Source organism: Herbaspirillum huttiense, assembly GCF_047300815.1.
GTDB classification, from domain to species: Bacteria; Pseudomonadota; Gammaproteobacteria; order Burkholderiales; family Burkholderiaceae_D; genus Herbaspirillum; species Herbaspirillum huttiense_A.
Genome location: NZ_CP178608.1, coordinates 51,370 through 68,533, shown reverse-complemented (window position 1 = coordinate 68,533; position 17,164 = coordinate 51,370). Strand labels below are relative to the sequence as shown.

19 protein-coding genes are annotated in these 17,164 nt (G+C 64.0%); 11 read left to right on the top strand and 8 right to left on the bottom strand.

Annotation, left to right across the window (positions count from 1 at the left end; translation table 11 throughout):
• Window positions 1-27 precede the first annotated feature (27 nt).
• Window positions 28-1,929, bottom strand: a complete 1,902-nt coding sequence (locus tag ACLRDN_RS00320) for a potassium transporter Kup (RefSeq protein WP_413458525.1) — start codon at window positions 1,927-1,929, stop codon at window positions 28-30.
• 460 nt (window positions 1,930-2,389) lie between these two features.
• On the opposite strand from ACLRDN_RS00320, the gene ACLRDN_RS00315 reads away from it, so the two are divergent.
• Genes ACLRDN_RS00315 through ACLRDN_RS00300 form a run of 4 tightly spaced genes read left to right on the top strand, consistent with a single transcriptional unit; the run spans window position 2,390 to window position 6,171 of the window.
• Window positions 2,390-3,418 (top strand): ABC transporter substrate-binding protein, encoded by a 1,029-nt coding sequence (locus ACLRDN_RS00315; protein ID WP_413458524.1) that lies wholly within the window; start codon window positions 2,390-2,392, stop codon window positions 3,416-3,418.
• A 40-nt stretch (window positions 3,419-3,458) separates the two neighbouring features.
• Window positions 3,459-4,436 (top strand): ABC transporter substrate-binding protein, encoded by a 978-nt coding sequence (locus ACLRDN_RS00310; RefSeq protein ID WP_413460448.1) that lies wholly within the window; start codon window positions 3,459-3,461, stop codon window positions 4,434-4,436.
• Window positions 4,417-5,289 (top strand): ABC transporter ATP-binding protein, encoded by an 873-nt coding sequence (locus tag ACLRDN_RS00305; protein WP_413458523.1) that lies wholly within the window; start codon window positions 4,417-4,419, stop codon window positions 5,287-5,289. Before ACLRDN_RS00310 ends, ACLRDN_RS00305 begins: the two co-directional genes overlap by 20 nt.
• A gap of 15 nt (window positions 5,290-5,304) precedes the next feature.
• Window positions 5,305-6,171 carry an ABC transporter permease gene (locus ACLRDN_RS00300; RefSeq protein WP_039782903.1) on the top strand — a complete coding sequence of 289 codons (867 nt, stop codon included), beginning with the start codon at window positions 5,305-5,307 and terminating at the stop codon, window positions 6,169-6,171.
• 54 nt (window positions 6,172-6,225) lie between these two features.
• Here ACLRDN_RS00300 and ACLRDN_RS00295 read toward each other — a convergent pair whose 3' ends face one another.
• On the bottom strand, window positions 6,226-6,798 hold the full coding sequence (locus ACLRDN_RS00295) for a methylated-DNA--[protein]-cysteine S-methyltransferase (RefSeq protein ID WP_413458522.1): 573 nt from the start codon (window positions 6,796-6,798) through the stop codon (window positions 6,226-6,228).
• A 142-nt stretch (window positions 6,799-6,940) separates the two neighbouring features.
• Between ACLRDN_RS00295 and ACLRDN_RS00290 the strand changes: the two genes are divergently transcribed.
• Complete coding sequence (locus ACLRDN_RS00290; protein ID WP_413458521.1) at window positions 6,941-7,159, top strand: ribbon-helix-helix protein, CopG family; 219 nt, start codon at window positions 6,941-6,943, stop codon at window positions 7,157-7,159.
• Window positions 7,153-7,518 carry a type II toxin-antitoxin system VapC family toxin gene (locus ACLRDN_RS00285; protein ID WP_413458520.1) on the top strand — a complete coding sequence of 122 codons (366 nt, stop codon included), beginning with the start codon at window positions 7,153-7,155 and terminating at the stop codon, window positions 7,516-7,518. Before ACLRDN_RS00290 ends, ACLRDN_RS00285 begins: the two co-directional genes overlap by 7 nt.
• Before the next feature lie 67 nt (window positions 7,519-7,585).
• On the opposite strand, the gene ACLRDN_RS00280 is transcribed toward ACLRDN_RS00285, so the two are convergent.
• Complete coding sequence (locus ACLRDN_RS00280) at window positions 7,586-7,942, bottom strand: hypothetical protein (protein ID WP_039782899.1); 357 nt, start codon at window positions 7,940-7,942, stop codon at window positions 7,586-7,588.
• A 360-nt stretch (window positions 7,943-8,302) separates the two neighbouring features.
• Between ACLRDN_RS00280 and ACLRDN_RS00275 the strand changes: the two genes are divergently transcribed.
• Window positions 8,303-9,508: a threonine ammonia-lyase gene (locus tag ACLRDN_RS00275; RefSeq protein WP_039782897.1), complete on the top strand. Its 1,206-nt coding sequence runs from the start codon at window positions 8,303-8,305 to the stop codon at window positions 9,506-9,508.
• A 33-nt stretch (window positions 9,509-9,541) separates the two neighbouring features.
• Here ACLRDN_RS00275 and ACLRDN_RS00270 read toward each other — a convergent pair whose 3' ends face one another.
• Genes ACLRDN_RS00270 through ACLRDN_RS00260 form a run of 3 tightly spaced genes read right to left on the bottom strand, consistent with a single transcriptional unit; the run spans window position 9,542 to window position 11,894 of the window.
• On the bottom strand, window positions 9,542-9,829 hold the full coding sequence (locus tag ACLRDN_RS00270; protein WP_413458519.1) for a DUF6587 family protein: 288 nt from the start codon (window positions 9,827-9,829) through the stop codon (window positions 9,542-9,544).
• The gene (gene feoB / locus ACLRDN_RS00265) at window positions 9,826-11,652 is read right to left on the bottom strand and encodes a ferrous iron transporter B (protein ID WP_413458518.1); all 1,827 of its coding nucleotides are present in this window, start codon (window positions 11,650-11,652) and stop codon (window positions 9,826-9,828) included. The genes ACLRDN_RS00270 and feoB overlap by 4 nt, the downstream gene beginning before the upstream one ends.
• Window positions 11,649-11,894 carry a FeoA family protein gene (locus ACLRDN_RS00260; protein WP_413458517.1) on the bottom strand — a complete coding sequence of 82 codons (246 nt, stop codon included), beginning with the start codon at window positions 11,892-11,894 and terminating at the stop codon, window positions 11,649-11,651. Before ACLRDN_RS00260 ends, feoB begins: the two co-directional genes overlap by 4 nt.
• Before the next feature lie 185 nt (window positions 11,895-12,079).
• Between ACLRDN_RS00260 and ACLRDN_RS00255 the strand changes: the two genes are divergently transcribed.
• Both ACLRDN_RS00255 and ACLRDN_RS00250 read left to right on the top strand, forming a co-directional pair.
• Entirely contained in the window at window positions 12,080-12,337 is a 258-nt protein-coding gene (locus ACLRDN_RS00255) for a hypothetical protein (RefSeq protein ID WP_413458516.1), read from the top strand.
• 50 nt (window positions 12,338-12,387) lie between these two features.
• Window positions 12,388-12,858 carry a hypothetical protein gene (locus ACLRDN_RS00250; protein WP_413458515.1) on the top strand — a complete coding sequence of 157 codons (471 nt, stop codon included), beginning with the start codon at window positions 12,388-12,390 and terminating at the stop codon, window positions 12,856-12,858.
• 7 nt (window positions 12,859-12,865) lie between these two features.
• Here ACLRDN_RS00250 and ACLRDN_RS00245 read toward each other — a convergent pair whose 3' ends face one another.
• Window positions 12,866-13,765 (bottom strand): LysR family transcriptional regulator, encoded by a 900-nt coding sequence (locus tag ACLRDN_RS00245; RefSeq protein WP_413458514.1) that lies wholly within the window; start codon window positions 13,763-13,765, stop codon window positions 12,866-12,868.
• A 143-nt stretch (window positions 13,766-13,908) separates the two neighbouring features.
• Here ACLRDN_RS00245 and ACLRDN_RS00240 point away from each other — a divergent pair, with 143 nt between their 5' ends.
• Window positions 13,909-15,183, top strand: coding sequence for an MFS transporter (locus ACLRDN_RS00240; RefSeq protein ID WP_413458513.1), 1,275 nt, complete (start codon window positions 13,909-13,911; stop codon window positions 15,181-15,183).
• A 60-nt stretch (window positions 15,184-15,243) separates the two neighbouring features.
• Here ACLRDN_RS00240 and ACLRDN_RS00235 read toward each other — a convergent pair whose 3' ends face one another.
• Window positions 15,244-15,993: an SDR family oxidoreductase gene (locus tag ACLRDN_RS00235; protein ID WP_413458512.1), complete on the bottom strand. Its 750-nt coding sequence runs from the start codon at window positions 15,991-15,993 to the stop codon at window positions 15,244-15,246.
• Window positions 15,994-16,201: 208 nt separating this feature from the next.
• Here ACLRDN_RS00235 and ACLRDN_RS00230 point away from each other — a divergent pair, with 208 nt between their 5' ends.
• Window positions 16,202-17,149, top strand: a complete 948-nt coding sequence (locus ACLRDN_RS00230) for a LysR family transcriptional regulator (RefSeq protein ID WP_413458511.1) — start codon at window positions 16,202-16,204, stop codon at window positions 17,147-17,149.
• Window positions 17,150-17,164: the final 15 nt, after the last annotated feature.

The following is a 17,164-nucleotide window of genomic DNA, read 5'->3' as shown; positions in this document are numbered from 1 at the left end:
TGCATCACGCGGCCAGTGCGGTGCCGCTCAGATCTCTACCTTGGTGCCCAGCTCCACCACCCGGTTGGCCGGGATGTGGAAGAAGTCCGACGGCTTGGCCCCGTTCTGGTACATCCAGGCAAACAGGCGCTCGCGCCACAGCGACATGCCCAGCAGCTTGCTCGGCACCACCGTGTCGCGCGCCAGGAAGAAGGAGGTGTCCATCAGGTCGAAGTGATGGCCGAACTGCTGTTCGGTCAGCGTCATGACCTTCTGCACTTCCGGCGCTTCCTTGAAACCGAAGGCTGCGCGCAGCAGGTAGACTTCGCCGCCCAGTTCCTTCATGGTCAGGCGCTCGCTGTCGGCCACGTAGGGCACGTCCCAGATGCTGATCTTGAGGAAGAACACGCGCTCATGCAGGATGCGGTTGTGCTTCAGGTTGTGCAGCAATGCTACCGGGACGGTGGCGATATTGCCGGTCATGAAGACGGCGGTGCCGCCCACGCGATGCGGCGGATGCGCCAGCAGGCCTTCGATGAAGGGCTCGATGGGAATGCCGTCATCCTTGATGCGCATGCGCAGCAACATGCGGCCCGAGTACCAGGTCATCAGCAGGAAGAAGGCCGCGCCGCCGATGACCAGCGGGAACCAGCCACCCTCGGTAAGCTTGAGCAGGTTGGCCGCGAAGAAGGCCACGTCGACCACCAGGAAGCAGCCGATGGCTACCACCACGGCCGGCATGCGCCACTTCCAGATGTGGCGCATCACCACGCCCAGCAGCATGGTGGTGATGACCATGGTGGTGGTCACGGCCACGCCGTAGGCGGCGGCCAGGTTGTCGGATTTCTTGAAGGCCAGCACCACGGCCACCACCAGCACCAACAGCATCCAGTTGATCAGGGGGATGTAGATCTGGCCCTGTTCATCCTCGGAGGTATGCAGGATGCGCATGCGCGGCACAAAGCCCAGCAGGATGGCCTGGCTGGTCAGCGAGAAGGCTCCCGAGATCACGGCCTGCGAGGCGATCACCGTGGCGCAGGTGGCCAGCAGCACCATGGGCAGCACCAGCGGCTCGGGGATCATCAGGTAGAAGGGATTGGCGATGGCCTTGGGATTGGCGATCAGGTTGGCCCCCTGGCCGAAGTAATTGATCAAGAGCGACGGCATGACCGTAAAGAGCCACGCATAGCGGATCGGCTTGATGCCGAAGTGGCCCATGTCGGCATACAGCGCCTCGGCCCCGGTCAGCACCAGCACCACCGAGCCCAGGACGATGAAGGCCTGCAGCGAATGCTCGGCCATGAAGTGCACGGCGTAATACGGGTTGATTGCCACCAGCACCTCGGGTGCCTTGACGATGTTGTAGAGGCCCAGCAAGGCCAGCGAGAAGAACCACAGGAACATCACCGGCCCGAAGAAGCGGCCCACCACGCTGGTGCCATGCCGCTGGATCAGGAACAGGATCACCACGATCACCAAGGTCAGCGGGATGACCGCATGCGCCGTCTGTGGCGCGGCGATCTCCAGCCCTTCCACGGCCGACAGCACCGAGATGGCCGGCGTGATGACGACGTCGCCATAGAACATGCAGGCGCCGAAGACGCCCAGCATCATCAGGAGCTTGGCGCGCGGCGAACCCGAGATGGCAGAGCGCAGCGACAGCGCCATCAAGGCCAGCACGCCGCCTTCGCCGTTGTTGTCGGCGCGCAGCACGAACATCACGTACTTGATGGTGACCACGATGGAGATCGACCAGAACAGCATCGAGATGATGCCCAGCACCGCGCCCGGGGAAAAGGCGATGCCGTGGTCAGGGCTGAAACATTCTTTCAGTGCATACAGCGGGCTGGTACCGATATCGCCGAAGACCACGCCCAGCGCCGCCAGGGTAATGAAGTGGAATTTGGTCGACCGGAGGGAAAGGCCTGGATTGGTGTGAGATGAACTCATCTTGCTCCCTTTGCTTCTTCAAATAGAGTGCCGGCGGACAGGGATCCGGGGGAGGACGCCACCCTCGGCGGGGAGGGCTGGCCACTGTCCGGGCAGGACGCGTACTTTAGCGCACTCTACCCGTGGTGCGCTCAAAATGCCGCTGACGGCATCCTGACGTTGCGCGCGCGCCTCTCGCCCGGCCTGCGAAGCTTGACAGCCGGGCAAGGACGCGGTTCCGGAATTGCACTGCCGCAAAAACCTTCATATCGCCTGGAACCGCCGTGGGACAAGGCGTTGCGGCCTATACAGCGGCCGCATATCGATATGCGGTAATCGAGTTTTTCTTTCTCCCCTGCCCTTTATATACTCCGAACGAATAAAGAACCGCGTTTTACCACCATGACGGTTCTAAGCCGAAGCCGCACATCCACTGCCGGATTCTCCACCGAAGCCGGCGACCTCCACCGCACAGGACACCATGACTACACGACTCTCTTCCAAGGGACGCCTGCGGCGCCTCTTTACCACCACCTTGGCGCTGTCGCTGCTGGGCGCGCCGCTGGTGGCGCGCGCCGAAGGCCAGCTGCGCATTGCCGAGCAGTTCGGCATCGTCTACCTGCTGTTGAACGTGGCGCAGGACCAGCAACTGATTGAAAAGCACGGCAAGGCCGCCGGGGTGGACATCAAGGTCGAGTGGCTAAAGCTCTCCGGCGGTTCGGCCGTCAATGACGCGCTGCTGTCGGGTTCGGTCGATATCGCCGGCGCCGGCGTGGGCCCGCTGCTGACCATCTGGGATCGCACCTATGGCAAGCAGAACGTGCGCGGCGTCGCCTCGCTGGGCAACTTCCCCTACTACCTGGTGAGCAACAATCCCAAGGTCAAGACCATCGCCGACTTCAGCGACAAGGACCGCATCGCCGTGCCGGCGGTGGGCGTGTCGGTGCAGTCGCGCGTGCTGCAGCTGGCCTCGGCCAAGCTGTGGGGCGACGCCCAGTACAACAAGCTGGACAAGATCAGCATCGCCGTGCCGCACCCGGATGCGACCGCCGCCATCATCAGCGGCGGCACCGAGATCACCGGCCACTTCGGCAATCCTCCTTTCCAGGAACAGGAACTGGCGGGCAACCCCAACGCGCACATCGTGCTGAAGTCCTATGACGTGCTGGGTGGCCCCTCCTCGGCTACCGTGCTGTACGCCACCGAGAAATTCCGCAAGGACAATCCCAGGACCTACGGTGCCTTTCTCGGCGCCCTGGATGAAGCGGCCAAGTTCATCAGCGCCAATCCCGAGAAGGCAGCCGACATCTACCTGAAGGTCAACAAGGGCAACACCGACCGCAAGCTGCTGCTGCAGATCATCAAGAACCCGGAAGTGCAGTTCAAGATCGCCCCGCAGAATACCTATGGCCTGGCCGAGTTCATGCATCGCGTGGGAGCCATCAAGAACAAGCCCGCCTCGGTGAAGGATTACTTCTTCGACGATGCGCATATCCAGGGAGGTAGCTGAAATGGCGTTTTCCCTGAAATCATATAAATCATTTGCCGCCATGCTGGCCGGCGTCATCGCGCTGGGCAGCGCAGCCTCTGTCCACGCCGAAGGCACGATTCGCATCGCCCAGCAATTCGGCATCGGCTACCTGATCCTCGACGTGGTGCAGGACCAGAAGCTGATCGAAAAATACGGCAAGCAGGAAGGTGTGGACATCAAGGTCGAGTGGACCAGCCTGTCGGGCGCCACCGGCATGAACGAAGCCCTGCTGGCCGGGGCGCTGGACGTGGTCTCGGCCGGTGCGCCGCCGGCCCTGGTACTGTGGGACCGCACGCGCGGACGCCAGAACGTCAAGGCGATTGCCTCGCTGGGCTCCATGCCCAACTACCTGCTGAGCAACAATCCCAAGGTCAGGACCATCAAGGACTTCAGCGACAAGGACCGCATCGCCGTGCCGGCCGCGGGCGTCGGCTTCCAGTCGCGCACGCTGCAGATCGAGACCGCCAAGGTGTTCGGCAAGGAAGATTTCAAGCGATTCGACAGCATCAGCGTGAGCCTCTCGCATCCGGATGCCACGGCGGCGCTGATCGCGGGCGGCTCGGAAATCAATGCGCACTTCTCCAGCCCGCCCTTCCAGTACCAGGCGCTGGAGAACAAGAACGTGCACAAGGTCATCAGCTCCTACGACATCATGGGCGGCCCGGCGACCTTCAACGTGCTCTACACGACGCAGAAATTCCACGACGAGAACCCCAAGACTTACCGCGCCTTCTACAAGGCGCTGGTGGAAGCGGCCGAATTCGTGCGCAACAACAAGGCTAAGGCGGCCGATACCTTCATCCGCGTGCAGAAGTCCAAGCTCTCGCCGGCGTTCGTGCGCTACATCGTGGAAGACCCGGAAATCAACTTCACCGTCTCGCCCGAGCGCACCTTCGTCTATGCCGAGCAGCTGCATGCGCTGGGCGTGCTGAAGAATCGCGCCAACAGCTGGAAGGATTACTTCTTCGAGGAAGCGTATGCACAACCCGGCAGCTGAAACCGCCAGCGTGAGCGCCGCAGCCGGCCTGCAGCCCCTGCTGCAGGTGGACCGCGTGAGCCTGCAATACCGTACCGCCACGGCCGTGGTGCAGGCCACGCATGAAGTCAGTTTCGACGTGCATCCGGCGGACCGCTTCGTGCTGCTGGGGCCCTCGGGCTGTGGCAAGTCCAGCCTCCTCAAATCGGTCGCGGGCTTCCTGCCGCCGGCCGGCGGCGAGATCCGTCTCGATGGCCAGGTGGTGCATCAGCCGGAGCCGGACCGCATCGTGGTGTTCCAGGAATTCGACCAGCTGCCGCCGTGGAAGACGGTGCTGCAGAACGTGATGTTTCCGCTGCTGGCCTCGCGCACGCTGGGCAAGCGCGAAGCTGCCGAGCGCGCCCGCCATTACCTGGAGAAGGTGGGCCTGGCGCGCTTTGCCGATGCCTATCCGCATACGCTCTCAGGCGGCATGAAGGCGCGCGTGGCCATTGCGCGCGCGCTGGCGATGCAACCCAAGATGCTGCTGATGGATGAGCCCTTCGCCGCCCTCGATGCGCTGACCCGCCGCAAGATGCAGGAAGAATTGCTGGCCCTGTGGGACGAGGTGCGTTTCACCCTGCTCTTCGTGACGCACTCCATCGAAGAGGCGCTGGTGGTGGGCAACCGCATCCTGCTGCTCTCGCCCCATCCGGGCCGCGTGCGCGCCGAGATCAACAGCCATCAGTACGACTTGTCCAGCCTCGGTGGCGTGGGCTTCCAGCAGACCGCGCAGCGCATCCATCGCCTGCTCTTCGATGAGGGCGGCGAGACCAGCGCGCCCAGCACAGCGGCACCGGTCATCAATTTCAGCGATGTCCGTTTTTCTTACTAAAGACCGAAATACGCCATGCCCCAGACTCCCCCGATCCGCGACGAATACGAACTGCCGCTGACTCCCCTGCCCGGCCTGGTGCTGCAGCGCCAGTTCTCGCTGCCGCAGCGCATCTGGCAACAGGGCTGGGTGCGCAAGGGTGCGATTCTTCTCTTGCTGGCGTTGATATGGGAAGGCGTCGCGCGCTGGCAGAACAATGACCTGCTGCTGCCGACCTTCCTGCAGACGGCGCAGGCCTTCATCGATGGCCTCAAGACGGGCGAACTGTTCGGCAAGACCTGGCTGTCGCTGCAGGTGCTGCTGAAGGCCTACCTGCTGGGCATCGTGGCGGCCTTCGTGCTGACCACGCTGGCGGTGTCGACGCAATTCGGACGCGACCTGCTGGGGACGCTCACCTCGATGTTCAATCCGCTGCCGGCCATTGCGCTCTTGCCCATCGCCCTGCTGTGGTTCGGGCTGGGCGAAGGCAGCCTGATCTTCGTGCTGGTGCATTCGGTGCTGTGGGCGCTGGCGGTCAATACCTATGCAGGCTTCCTGGGCGTCTCGGACACCCTGCGCATGGCCGGCCGCAACTATGGCCTGCGCGGCCTGGGCTTCGTGCTGCAGGTACTGGTGCCGGCCGCCCTGCCCTCCATCCTGGCGGGACTGCGCATCGGCTGGGCGTTTGCATGGCGCACGCTCATTGCTGCAGAACTGGTCTTCGGGGCTACCAGCGGCAAAGGTGGACTGGGCTGGTACATCTTCCAGAATCGCAACGAACTCTATACCGACAAGGTCTTCGCCGGCCTGGCCATGGTGATCTTGATTGGCCTGCTGGTAGAGAACCTGGTCTTCAATACGCTGGAACGCGTGACCGTGAAGAAGTGGGGCATGCAGCGCTGAACGCGCTGCACGGCCACGCTGGCTGTTGCTCAGGAGTTAGTTGCGTTTTCGGACTTACAGCAGCGACAGCTGGTTGGGATCTTCGCGACGCCGCGATTGCGCCTTGCGGCGCGGGTCGATGACCTGGCCGATATCGCGGCCTTCGGTGGAAATGCCCTCGATGGCCAGCAGCAGTTTCTTGACGTGCAGCCCGCCGGCAAAGCCGGTCAGTTCGCCGCCGGTGCCGATGACGCGATGGCAGGGCGCGATGATGGAGATGGGATTGCGGCCATTGGCAGCCCCTACGGCGCGCACCGCCTTGTCGTTGCCGAGCTGGCGTGCGATATCGAGATAGGTGCGGGTCTGGCCATAAGGGATGTCAAGCAGGGCCGACCATACCTGGCGCTGGAACTCGGTGCCTTCAAAATGCAGCGGGATGTCGAAGCTCTCGCGTTCGCCGGCAAAATATTCGCGCAGCTGATGTTCGGTTTCGATCAGGACCGCACGGTCTTCATCTTCTACCATCTCACCCAGGCGCACGCGCAGGGCGTCGTCGTCCTCCCACAGGATGGCCGCCAGGTGATCCCCCTTGGCCACCAGCTTGAGCAAACCGGCCGGGGAGGCCATCAGCTTGTACGCATATTCCATTGGCATCTCTTTTGTTGCGTTGAGGGGGCTGATTCTACTGTGCGAGCAGGCAAGATAGTCAGAGGAACCTAAAGAAAATTCGAGACCTCCGGTTTCGCGGATGATATATGATATGTATATCATCTAACATTAGGAGTCCATGATGAGCCGTATCCTCGTCGATCTCCCTGAGTCTCAGCTTGCGGATCTCACTCAACTCGTCGAAAGTCAGCGACGCCCCCGTGCCGTCATCATCCGGGAGGCCATCGCAGCCTACATCACTCAGCATAAGCTGGAGCATGATATCGACGTATTCGGTCTCTGGAAAAAGAAGAAGGTGGATGGACTGGCCTATCAGCGGGAGCTACGTTCCGAATGGTAAAGGCGCTCTTTGACACCAATATCCTGGTGGACTATCTCAATGGCATAGGGCACGCAAAAAAGGAACTGGCGCGCTATGAGTATCGCGCGATCAGCATCATCACCTGGATGGAGATCATGGTGGGTGCCAACGAGGAAAATGAGGAGGCGTTGCGGTATTGGCTTTCCTCGTTTCAAGTTATCCCCCTCGACGGCTTCATCGCTGAACGCGCGGTGCAGATCCGGCAACAACGGCGTATTCGATTACCTGACGCAATTGTCTGGGCTTCTGCAATGGAGCAGTCGTTGCTGTTGATCTCCCGCAATACCAAGGACTTCCCGGCAGACGAGCCAGGGGTTCGCGTTCCTTATAAGATCTAGCTTCTGCTTGCGCAAATGAAAAGGGCGCTGCCTTCCTGCAGCGCCCTGCACGTGAGGATGCTTCGCTTCACACCGTCAGCACCGAATGCCCGCTCTCGTTGAACGCGTCATACACCCGCGTGCACACGCGGCAGAACAGATGGCTGCGCTTGACATGGTGATGCCGCAGCACCAGCTGCAGCGCCACGCCTTCACAATGCGGGCAAGCCTCGCGCATCGGGCCCACCGGCGTGACCTCGGCGGCCAGGAAGCCGTTGGGGGTCATGATGCCGTCCACGACTTCGCGCGGATCCAGTTCCACCAGTTTCAACAGCAGGGGTGTGGTGCGCTGGTGGTAGCGCGCGCGTTCGCGCGGGGGAACGAGGGGACTGAAGGGCAGGGGCGGGGACGATCGGACATCCGGTTGCCGGGTGGCCATGCTCATGGGTATCTCCTGGGTGAGAACTGCTGAGACTGTTCGGATCTGCGTGAGAAGGAAGGGCGCGCGCCACTTCCGGGTGCCGCATCCGGGCTGGCTGTTCTCTCCGGGTGGAAGCAGCTGGCGGCGCGACGAGTCTTTACTCTAGTCGGCGCCGCGGCGGACTTCAATGGCCACTTGCAAAGAAATTTTGTGTTGTCTGGACTGCAATTGGTCACGTGGCGGTTATCACCCACCGTACAAAAATCCACGGCCGCGCTTTTCGAATTTGCAAGCCGGAGGGCCCATGGCTTCGATTTCACGCCATCCTTGCGCCGCGCATGAGCGAACTGCTACAAACCCGCGCATTGGCTCTACAATCTTGGCATGACAACGCTCAACGACATCGAAGCCGCCGCCCTGCGGCTGCAAGGCCAGATCCTGGAGACACCCTGTGTGGAATCGCGCACGCTGTCCCAGATCGTCGGCGCCCAGGTCTTCCTGAAATTCGAAAACCTGCAATTCACCGCCTCCTTCAAGGAACGCGGCGCCTGCAACAAGATGGTCGACGTCGCCGCCAGCGAAGGCGGCGCGCGCGGCGTGGTGGCCATGTCGGCCGGCAACCATGCACAGGGCGTGGCCTATCACGCACAGCGGCTGGGCTTGCCGGCCACCATCGTCATGCCGCGCTTCACGCCCGGCGTAAAGATCGAGCGCACACGCGGCTTCGGTGCCAATGTCGTGCTGCATGGCGACACCCTGGAAGCGGCCCGCACCCACGCCTACGAACTGGCCGAAAAAGAGGGCCTGACCTTCGTCCATCCCTATGACGACGAAGCCATCATCGCCGGGCAAGGCACGGTCGCGCTGGAGATGATGAAGGCCGTGCCGGACCTGGATTGCCTGGTGGTCTCCATCGGCGGCGGCGGCCTCTTGGCCGGCATGGCCGTGGCCGCGCGTGCCATCAAGCCGGAGATCGAGATCGTAGGGGTGCAGACCCGCCGCTTCCCGACCATGTTCAATGCCGTCAAGGGGACGGAACATCCGGTGGGCGCCAGCACCATCGCCGAAGGCATCGCGGTCGGCACGCCCGGCACGCTGACCCGCGCCATCATCGCGCGCGAAGCCGACGAGCTGCTGCTGGTCGATGAAGGCGATATCGAACAGGCCGTGCTGATGCTGCTGGAAATCGAAAAGACCCTGGTGGAAGGGGCAGGCGCGGCCGGACTGGCAGCGCTGGTGCGCTATCCGGACCGCTTCCGCGGCAAGCGCGTGGGGCTGGTGCTGTCGGGCGGCAACATCGATCCGCTGTTGCTGACCGCCATCATCGAACGCGGCATGGTGCGCGCCGGACGCCTGGCCCGCGTCAAGGTCAGCTCACGCGACGTGCCCGGCACGCTGGCGCGCATCACCGGCATCGTCGCCGAGGCCGGTGCCAACATCGATGAGGTCCACCATCAACGCGCCTTTACGCTGTTGGCCGCGCAGAACGTGGATATCGAACTGGTGCTGCAGACCCGTGGCCGTCCGCATCTGGCGCAGGTGCTGCAAGCCTTGCGCGCGGCCGGCTTCGAGGCCGAAGAGCTGCACTGAGCGCAAGCCTGGCCGCCGCGCAGGATCCTGGATTCAGCGGCGGCGATGGAACTGGATCTTCTGTTCCAGCGGCGGCAGGGCGTCGCCGCTATCGCCACAGCCATCACACGCACCGCCCCCGCAGCCGCTGCTTTTGGCGGGCGGCAGCCAGCGCCGGCCCAGCGCCTGCCACATCCCCGAACGACGACGTATCAGCCAGCTCGCCAGCCGCGCCTGCCAGCGCCAGCTTGCCGAGGGCGCCAGCTTGCGCAGCATGTAGCACGCACTGGCCGTCACCAGCGCGGCAATGACCGCGTATTGCCACCACAGCGTGTGATTCATGCCAGCCACCTTGCGATGTTGTAGGTGAGGAAGGACGCAGCATACGCCAGCACGAACATGTAGCCGAAGGACAGCGCCACCATGCGCCAGGACTGCGTCTCGCGGCGGATGATGGCCAGCGTGGACATGCACTGCGGCGCAAAGGCGAACCACACCATCAGCGACAGCGCACTGGCCAGCGAGATGTGCGTGGCCAGCGCGCTTTGCAGGGCGGCACCTTCTTCACCGCCCACCGCATAGACGGTGGCCAGGGTGGCCACGGCGGTTTCCCGCGCGGCAAAGGCCGGGATCAGCGACAGGCTGATCTGCCAGTTGAAGCCCAGCGGCGCAAAGAGCACTTGCAGGCTGTGGCCGATATAGCCAGCGATGGAATAGTCGATGGCTGCACGGGTAGCGCCCTCCGGTGCCGAGGGGAAATTGCAGATGGCCCACATCAGCACGGTCAGCGCCAGCATCACGCCGGTCAGGCGCTTGAGGAAGATGGCACCGCGCTCCCACAGGCCCAGCGCAATGTCGCGCCAATTCGGCAGGCGATAGGAGGGCAGCTCCATCAAGAGCGCCCGCTCTTGGCGCGAGCGGCCGATGCGCTTGGCCACCCAGGCTACGAACATGGCCGCGGCGATCCCCGCCACATAGAGACAGAACAGCGCCAAACCCTGCAGGTTGAAAATCCCCAGCACCGGACGATGCGGGATGAAGGCGCCGATCAGCAGCGCATACACCGGCAGGCGCGCCGAACAGGTCATCAGCGGCGCGACCAGGATGGTTGCCAGCCGGTCACGCGGATCGGTGATGCTGCGCGTGCCCATGATGCCGGGAATGGCACAGGCGAAGCTGGAAAGCAGGGGAATGAAGGAACGTCCCGACAAGCCCACCGAGACCATCAGCTTGTCCAGCACGAAGGCTGCGCGCGGCAGGTAGCCGGATTCCTCCAGCAACAATATGAAGAAGAACAGCACCAGGATCTGCGGCAGGAAACCCAGCACCGTCCCCAGCCCGGCCAGCAGCCCATCGGTGACCAGCCCGCGCAAGGGGCCCTCCGGCAGCCACTCGCCGACCACGCCGCCGAGCGTGCCGAAGGCATCGGCGACGGCATCCGTCATGGGCTTGCCGATGGCATAGACCGCCTGGAACACCAGGAACATGGTCAACGCCAGCAACAGCACCCCGAAGACCGGATGCAGGGCGATGCGGTCGATCGCGTCATCACGGCGATCGGTCGGGGCCGGCATCACCACGGTATCGGCCAGCAGGGCGCGCACTTCGACGTGCAAGTCATCCGGTTCTTCAGCGGCCGGGGAAGGCACGGGAGCCTGCGTATCGATGGCCGCCACCAGCGCGCGCGTGCCGCCGCGCCTGACCGCAATGGTCTCGATGACCGGCATGCCCAGCCGCTGCGAGAGCGCGGCCACATCGATGCGGATGCCACGCCGCGCGGCTGCATCCATCATGTTCAGCGCCAGCACCATGGGCCGGCCCAGGCGGCGCACTTCCAGCACGAAGCGCAGGTGCAGGCGCAAATTGGTGGCATCGGCCACGCAGACGATCAGGTCCGGCACGGCCTCGCCGGGATAGCGTCCCTGCAGCACCGCCTGCGTGACCCGTTCATCGGGGCTCACCGATTGCAGGCTGTAGGCGCCGGGCAGGTCGACCACCCGCACCTGGCGCCCGGAAGGGGCGGTGAAGGCACCGGACTTGCGCTCCACCGTCACGCCGGCGTAGTTGGCGACCTTCTGGCGCGCGCCGGTCAGCTGGTTGAAGAGGGCGGTCTTGCCGCAGTTGGGGTTGCCCACCAGGGCGATGTTGAGGGCGGCGCTGCTCATGCTGCCGCTCCCGCAGCCAGCGTCACGCGCTCGGCTTCGGCGCGGCGCAGGGCAAAGCGCGTCGAGCCGATCTGGACCACGATAGGGTCGCTGCCAAAGGGCGCGCTGGCCACCACCCGCACCGGCTCACCGCGCACGAAGCCGAGATCGCGCAGGCGCGCGGCCACCGCGTCGGCGGCGTGCAGGTCGGTCACTTGGTCGACGATGGCGCCGACCCCCTTGGCTAGTTCAGTAAGACGCATGGTTTTTTCTTCTGATCGGGATTCAGGAACGATTCTCATTATATTGCTTCACCCTGAGAAACGCCTGACGGCTGCTGACCCGGCAGCCGCCCTGCAAGCGCCATCCTGCGGGCTTGGCGCGATGCTGCGGCGATATGCCGCAGCCGGACCGGTGCAATCCTTCTCAAAGTGTTGGATTACAGACAATGAAAAAACGCAACTTCGTGATTTTCTTTTATCATTCCAGCAACAATCACGGCATTCGTGTCGCTTCTTCGCCGAATTCCCTTGAAATTTCCATGCGTAAATTTTTGCAGCGCACTATACTTTCCGATGTTTCCGCAGGGAAATGCAATCCCGGCTGCGCAGGCCGGATGACTGGGAGCCGGCAGTGCCGCGCGGGGGCGGCGAGGTTGGCGCGATCGATTCAAGCAGCTTGCACGGGACCAGGCCTGTCGGCCTGAGTGACAACAACAAGATGATTCCACATCCAGCAGGGCCCGCCGGAGCCGACATGCCGCAGCAGATGCCGCTGCGCACATTGCTCGCGGAAATCAGCGCACTGACGCTGCACGTGCAGCAACTGAGCCGCATGGCCGGGGAAGCCAGCGCACTCATCGACAACAGCCAGATGCCGGCGCCTGCCGATCCCGCCCCCCTGCAGGGGCAGGACCACGAAAGCCAGGCAGAACCGGACCAGCAGGCGCAATGGGTGGAGCTGGAAGAGGCCATCCTGCGCATCTTCGACGAGACCTTCGGTCCGCGCAGCGACACCCTGGAACGCCAGATGAGCATGAGCCTGATCGCCGAGATCGGCCCGGCTGCCTTCGTGCAGAAGGTGCTGTGGGGCGAGGAGATCAGCGACATCGCCCTCACCATCGCGCTGGAGCGCATGCTGCCGGCGCTGGAACTGCTGGTGGAGGCGCATCCGCGCGCCTTCCTGCGGCAGGCCAATTCGGTGCTGGGGCGCTTCAAGTCCAACTAGCACCGGCTCATTTGTCCGGCACACCGCGTTTGAGCGAACGCTGCAAATGCGCCGCAAAGCGCGAGGCCGCAATCGACTGCCGGTGATAGGCCAGCGAGAGTTGCGCGCGCGGTGCCGGCTCGCGGATGTCGATGTAGCGCACCTGGGCCAGCTGCACCTGTTCAATCGCCTCGGGCACGATGGAAATGCCCAGGCCGGCCGCGACCAGGTTGATGGCCGAGGTCAGTTGCGGGGCCAGCTGGATCACCTGCGGATCGAAGCCGGCGGCCTGGCAGGCGCTGAAGATGTTGTCATAGAGCGCCGAGCCCTTGCCGCGCGGGACCATGATGAAGTTCTCTTGCGCCAGGTCCTGCAGGTGCAGCGACTTGCGCCGCGCCAGCGGATGCGAACGCGGCAGCGCCACCTTCAGTTTTTCGGCCGGCAGTTCCACCACGCCCAGCTCGGCCGAGGGCGTGGTGACGATGCGCACGAAGGCCGCATCGAGCTGGGAGGCGGCGATATCGGCCAGCAGTTGTTCGGTGATGCCTTCGCTCAGGGAAATCTCCAGCTTGCGGTGACGCTCGCGAAACTGCTGCAGGGCGTGCGACACCACCGGATGAAACACGGCCGATGAAGTAAATCCCATCCGCAACAAACCCACTTCGCCGCTGGCGGCCTGCTGGGCCGCGCGCAGCGCCTGCTCGGCATCGTCCACCGCCTTCTGCGCATGCGGCAGGAAGACGCGGCCCACCTCCGAGAGCTCCACCCCGTGTGAGGTGCGCAGGAAGAGCGCACCGCCGATCTCGGCTTCCAGATCCTTGATCTGCATCGACAGGGGAGGCTGGCCGATGCCGATCTTCTCGGCTGCGCGGGTGAAGCTGCGCTGTTCGGCCACGGCGAGGAAATAGCGGAGGTGTCGGAGTTCCATGATGAGCGCGCAAGTCCTGTGATATCTGTTTCATAGATGGGCAGGGTGCCTGCCATATATTGGACAATATAGCCGATTTATTCCAGACTGCCTCCCTCCACAACACACCCGTGCACCGCCACCTCCCCGGTGCGCACATTGCCATGCAATCCCTCTCGGATTCTCCCAAGGCCGGCACCGCTGCCGGCCACAGCGCCGCCGCTCCCCTCAAGAAGCCAGCGCCCAGCCTGCTGCGTGGCGCCGTGCGCGGTTCGGCCGCCTATCGCAACATCGTGCTGGCGCTGTTCTGTTCCGGTTTCGCCACGTTCTCGCTGCTGTATTGCGTGCAGCCATTGCTGCCGGCCTTTGCCCGCGAATTCCAGATCGGTGCGGCCAGTGCCTCGCTGGCACTGTCGCTGTCGACCGGTTTCCTGGCGGTGTCGATCCTGTTGGCGGGCATGGTCTCGGAGCGTTACGGCCGCAAGGAACTGATGTTCGCCTCGCTGGCCACGGCCGCCTGCTGCAACCTGCTGGCCGGCGTGGCCCCCAATTGGGAAATGATCCTGGTGGCGCGCGCACTCGAAGGCATGGCCCTGGGCGGCGTGCCGGCAGTGGCCATGGCTTACCTCGCTGAAGAAATCGATGCCGGCGGGCTGGGTTATGCGATGGGTCTCTACGTGGGCGGCAATGCCTTTGGCGGCATGGTCGGGCGGGTGGCGATGAGTACGCTCTCTGAGCATATCGGCTGGCGCCATGCCATGCTGGCCATCGGTGCGCTCGATCTCGCGCTGGCGGTGGCCTTCGTGATGATGCTGCCGGCCTCGCGCAACTTCGTGCGCAACGGCACGATGCAGCTGCGCGACCACGTGGCCCTCTGGAAACGCCACCTGGGCCATGCGCGCCTGCCGCTGACCTTCGGCATTGCCGCGCTGAACATGGGCATCTTCGCCACCTCCTACAACTATGCGGGCTTCCGGTTGATGAGCCCGCCGTTCTCGCTCTCGGCCACGCTCACCGGGCTGATCTTCAGCGCCTATATCTTCGGCATCGTTTCCTCCTCATGGGCTGGCTCGCTGGCCGACCGCTATGGCCGCGCACCGCTGGTCGCGGCCGGCATCGCCACCTCGTGCGCAGGGCTGTTCCTGACCTGCACCTCTTCACTGGCGCTGGTGATCACGGGCATCGTGCTGCTGACCATCGGCTTTTTCACCACGCATTCGGCCGCCAGCAGCTGGGTCGGCCGCATGGCCAGCAGCGGCCGCGGCCATGCGGCCTCGCTTTACCTGCTGTCCTACTACCTGGGCGGCAGCATCCTCGGTTCGGCCGGCGGCTGGTTCTGGGAACACTCGGGCTGGAATGCGGTGGCAGCCTTCATGCTGTTGCAGGTGGTGACGGCGGCCTGGCTGGCGCGGCGCTTGTGGCGGCAGGGACGCAATTGACGCAGCATGCAGACAAAAATGCCGGCACATCGCCGGCATTTTTTTTGACGCTGCAATGGCTCACACCTGCGCCATGCCGCCATCGACGAACAGCTCGATGCCATTGACGAAGCTGGCTGCATCAGAGGCCAGGAAAGCCACCGCCTTGCCGATTTCCTGCGGTTCACCCAGGCGGCCCAGCGGCACCTGTGCAGCGAGGAAGTCGAACAGGCCCTGGCGCGCTTCATCAGGCACCAGGCCACCCAGGCCAGGCGTGCGCACCGGACCGGGGCTGACGACGTTGACGCGGATGCCACGGTCCTTCAGGTCCAGCGCCCAGGAGCGGGCGAAGTTGCGCACGGCGGCCTTGCTGGCGCTGTAGACGCTGAAATTGGCGGTGCCCTGGATCGACACGGTCGAGGCCGTCAACACCACCGAGGCGCCATCGACCAGCAGCGGCAAGGCCTTCTGCACGGTAAAGAGCACGCCGCGCACATTGGTGCCGAAGATGCGGTCGAAGTATTCCTCCGTGATCGCCCCCAGCGGCATCATGTCGCCACCGCCGGCATTGGCGAAGAGGATGTCGAGCTTGCCTGCGCTTTTGGCGATCTGCGCATAGACCTGGTCGAGGTCTGACAGCACCGAGGCGTCGGCCCGGATGCCGGTAGCGGCCGCGCCGATGCTGGCCACGGCCGCATCGAGTTCGGCCTGGCGGCGGCCAGTGATGAAGACGCGCGCGCCTTGCGCGGCCAGTTCCTGGGCGGTGGCCAGGCCGATGCCGGTGGTGCCGCCGGTGACGAGTGCGATCTTGCCGTCGAGTTGCTTGTTCATGGTGATGCTCCTTGAAAGTGTCTGCTGCCATTGGGAAGAGGTGGATGCCTGTCACGCTTGGGCCGGGCCGTCTTGCGTGGAAGGCATGGCTGCACTTTAGCGAGCCGGGCTTTGTGGATAAAGTGTGTAAAATCGAAATGACTATCTACCTGCGTGGATAATCAAATCCGCTCTTTCCCTACAGGCATTCCGAAAGGACTCAGGCAACATGGATCAACTGATGGCCATCCGTGGCTTCGTGCGCGTGGTGGAGGCGGGCAGCTTCACGCGCGCCGCCGACTCGCTGGACATGCCCAATGCGACCTTGAGCAAACAGGTGCAGGAGCTGGAGGCACACCTGGGGGTACGCCTGCTGCAGCGGACCACCCGCCGCGTGACGGTCACCCCCGAAGGGCGCGACTACTACGAAAAGACCACCCGCATCCTGCGCGACCTGGAGGATATCGACACCTCCTTCGACGTCGCCCGCAGCAAGCCGCGCGGCCACCTGCGGGTGGACGTGGGCGGCTCCACTGCGCGCGACGTGCTGGTGCCGGCGCTGCCCGGCTTCACGGCACGCTATCCCGATATCCGCATCGACCTGGGGGTTTCGGACCGCTCTGCCGATCTCATCAGCGACAACATCGACTGCGTCATCCGTGGCGGTGCGCTGGACAGTTCCTCGCTGGTGGCGCGCCATATCGGCGATGCCTCCCTGTTGACCTGCGCCGCGCCCGCTTACCTGAAGCAGTTCGGCACGCCCGCCTATCCGCAGGAATTGAAGAACGGCCACCGGCTGGTGAGCTACCTGTCACCGCAGAACGGGCGCGCGTTTCCCTTCCGCTTCGCGCGCGGCGCGGAAAAACTGGAGATCAAGGTGGAACATCGTGTGGGCGTCAATGAGAGCAACGCCCACCTGGCCGCAGCCGTGGCCGGGCTGGGGATCGTACAGACCTTCGGGTATGCCGCGCGCGCGGCACTGGAGAACGGAGCGCTGGTGGAAATCCTGCGGCCATGGCGGCCGCCGGCCTATCCCTTCCATGTGGTCTATCCGCAGAACCGGCATGTGAGCCAGCGCTTGCGGGTCTTCATCGACTGGCTATTGGAAAGCCTGCCGTCTCGCATCGCGGCCGAGCCGGAGAGACCGGCCAGTCCCGCGCGCAAGCGCCGCAGCTGAAGCACGCGGGCAAAA